This is a genomic window from Streptomyces sparsus (assembly GCF_054776295.1).
Genome location: NZ_BAAHCA010000558.1, coordinates 1 through 3,290, shown reverse-complemented (window position 1 = coordinate 3,290; position 3,290 = coordinate 1). Strand labels below are relative to the sequence as shown.

The 3,290-nt window shown below is 71.3% G+C and carries 2 protein-coding genes; both read right to left on the bottom strand.

The features are described 5' to 3' along the window. Positions 1 to 1,343 (bottom strand): PAS domain-containing protein (locus ACYVE9_RS20140; protein ID WP_461029287.1); only part of this gene is annotated, 1,343 nt, incomplete at its 3' end. Positions 1,344 to 1,431: 88 nt separating this feature from the next. Next, positions 1,432 to 3,033 (bottom strand): SLC13 family permease, encoded by a 1,602-nt coding sequence (locus tag ACYVE9_RS20135; RefSeq protein ID WP_461029286.1) that lies wholly within the window; start codon positions 3,031 to 3,033, stop codon positions 1,432 to 1,434. Positions 3,034 to 3,290: the final 257 nt, after the last annotated feature.

Genomic DNA, 3,290 nt, shown 5'->3' with positions numbered 1-3,290 from the left:
CTGCGCACCGCCACCGAGACGCGGCGCGGCGGGGAGCCGGCCAGCGCCGCGTCGATCGCGTTGTCCACCAGGTTGCCGACCAGCGTCACCAGGTCCCGGGCGGCGAACGACGTCTCCGCCACCGCCGTGTCCTCGCTGACCGACAGCTCCACGCCCTTCTCCGCGGCCTGAGCGGCCTTGCCGAGCAGCAGCGCGGCCAGCGCCGGCTCCTCCACCGCGCTCGTCAGCCGGTCGGTCAGCGCCTGCGCGGACGCCAGCTCCACGGTGGCGAACTCCACCGCCTCCTCCGGGCGGCCCAGTTCGATCATGGTGACCACCGTGTGCAGCCGGTTCGCCGACTCGTGCGCCTGAGACCGCAGCGCCTCCGCGAAGCCGCGCACCGAGTCCAGCTCCCCGGCCAGGGCCTCCAGGTCGGTGTGGTCGCGCAGGGTGGCGACGGCTCCCAGCGGCCGGCCGTCCTTCGCGATGCGCTCCTGGTTCACCACCAGCACCCGGTCCCGGTAGACGCACAGCTCGTCGTGGACCGGGTCACCCGACTCCAGCATCGACGCCAGCGGCTCGGCCAGGCCCAGCTCCCGGACCGCCCGGCCCTCCGGCTGCTCCGGCAGGCCCAGCAGCCGGGCGCCCTCCTGGTTGGCGAGCGTCAACCGGCCCTGCGGGTCGACGATCAGCAGACCCTCGTGCACGTTGCGCAGCACCGCGTCGTGGCTCTCGTAGAGGCGGCTGATCTCCGCCGCGCCCAGGCCCAGGGTCTGCCGGCGCAGCCGGCGGCTGATCGCCCACGACCCTCCGGCGGCCAGCACCAGCGCCGCGCCGGAGACCACCGCCACCGGGCCGAGCCGCCGCCGGACCTCGTCACCTATCTGCTCCTGGAGAATGCCGATCGCGACGAGTCCCAGCACCCGGCCCTGCGCGGTCTCCACCGGCACCACCGCCCGCGCCGACGGCCCGAGCGTGCCCTCGTAGGTCTCGGTGACGGGCTCACCGTGCAGCGCCGGGCGGATGTTGCCGAGGAACTTGCCGCCGACGGCGTCCGGGTTGGGGTGCGAGTACCGGGTCCGGTCGGGGCTCATGAAAACGACGAAGTCGGTGCCGGTCGCCTCCCGGACGGACTCCGCCAGGGGTTGCAGGGTGAGGTCCGGCGCCGGCTGCCCGAACGCCTCCCGCACCTCGGGCAGCCGGGCCAGCCCGGCCGCGAGCGTCAGCACCCGGCGCTCGGCGTCGGACTGGCTGTCCCGGCGCGCCTCCAGCACCACCAGCAGGGCCCCGGCCCCGACCAGCAGGAGGATCACCGCCAGTTGCAGCACGAAGAGTTGCCGCGCCAGACTCAGCCGCTTGTGCATGGCCTTGATTCTCGCAGGTCAGAGCCGGGGCCGCCGGGCAGGCGGGGGCGGCCGCCGTCGGTGGTGGACGAGGGGCTCCGCCCGGGGGTCAGAACTGGATGCCGAGGGCCCAGCCGCCGAGCAGCATCACCATGCCGGTGATGAGCACCATGCCGATGATGTTCAGCCACAGGCCGGCCCGCACCATCTGCGGCATCGTCACGTAGCCGGAACCGAAGACGATCGCGTTCGGCGGGGTGCCCACCGGCAGCATGAAACTGCACGTGGCGGCGAGCGCGGCGGGGGCGAGCAGCAGCAGCGGGTCCAGCCCGATGCCGACGGCGACACCACCCAGCACCGGCAGGAAGGTGGACGCCGTCGCGGTGTTGCTGGTCAGCTCGGTCAGCATCAGGATGATCAGGCAGACCACGGCGACCAGCAGCACGGTCGGCAGTGTGCCGAGGCCGCTCATCCGGGTGCCGATCCAGTCGCTGAGCTTCGTCTCCTGCACGGCCTTCGCCAGGCTCAGGCCGCCGCCGAAGAGCAGCAGCACACCCCAGGGGATACCGGACTGGGCGGTCCGCCAGTCCATGGTCTGCGTGACGCCCTTCTTCAGCGAGACCGGGATCAGGAAGAGCAGCACGACGGCGCCGATGGCCACCGCCTCATCGGTGAGGTTGGCCGTGAACGGCAGGACCGAGGTCAGCGCGCCCCAGCCGGTGATCGGGTCCTTGAACACCCACAGCAGGGCCGCCGAGACGAACACGGCCAGCACGTTCCACTCGCCGCGCGACATCCTGCCCAGCTTGTTGATCTCCTGCTGGATGACCTGCTTGCCGCCGGCCACGTCGGTCAGCTCGGTGGGGTAGGCGACGCGGGTGAGGAACAGCCAGGCGATGACCAGGAAGATCGCGGCGAGCGGCACGCCGATCTTCATCCAGTCGGCGAAGCCGATGGTGATGTCGTAGTTCTGCTCGACGAAGCCGGACATGATCAGGTTGGGCGGGCTGCCGATGAGCGTGCCCAGTCCGCCGATGGTGGCGGCGTACGCGATGGCCAGCATCAGCCCGGTCGCGAAGTTCCTGGTGTCCTTGTCGTCGGCGAGTTCGGACACCGGCCCCTCGGGCTCGGAGTCGTCGGTGCCGGACTTCCTGGTGATCACCATGGCCAGCACGCTGGTACCGATCGGCAGCATCATCAGCGTGGTCGCGGTGTTGCTGACCCACATGCTGAGAAAGGCCGTGGCGACCATGATGCCGAGAATGAGCTGGCGCGGCTTGGTGCCGATGGCCCGCATCGTCAGCAGGGCGATCCGGCGGTGCAGATTCCACTTCTGCATGGCGAGCGCGATCACGAATCCGCCGAGGAAGAGGAACACCGTCGGGTGGGCGTAGGGCGCCGTCGCCTCGTCGATCGCCAGGACACCCAGCAGCGGGAAGGCGACGATCGGCACCAGCGAGGTCACCGGGAGCGGCAGTGCCTCCGTCATCCACCACACCGCGACGAGCACCACCACGGCCGCGGTGGTGCGGGCGGCGGTGGAGAGCGAGGCGTCCTGGGGGAGCAGGAAGTAAGTGAGGACGGCGAGCACCGGGCCGAGAGCCCGCCCGAGCCAGATCCGCCGTTGGGGAAGGTGCTTGCTGTCGGCCCCCGGGCGGGGACCGGCCGAGGCTCTTGCCTGTTCCTCGGCCTGCTGGGTGTCCGTCGTCATGACCGTGCCTTTCGAAACGTCCCGGCCACTTCGCTGTAACCGTGGTTGCTCGGGAATGTGGCACGGCCCACTGGCACTGTCGCGCTTTTGTTCTTAACGGTCGCGCGGTCGACGGCTGTGCGGTGACGGTCACGTCGTGACGGCTGTGTCGTGACAGCCGTGCGGTGACAGCTGTGCCCTCGGGGCGATCGGGCGCCGCGTTCCCGGCGGGCCCGTCCGGTGGGGACGCCCGCCCACCCCCGTGTGGCGGGCGTCCG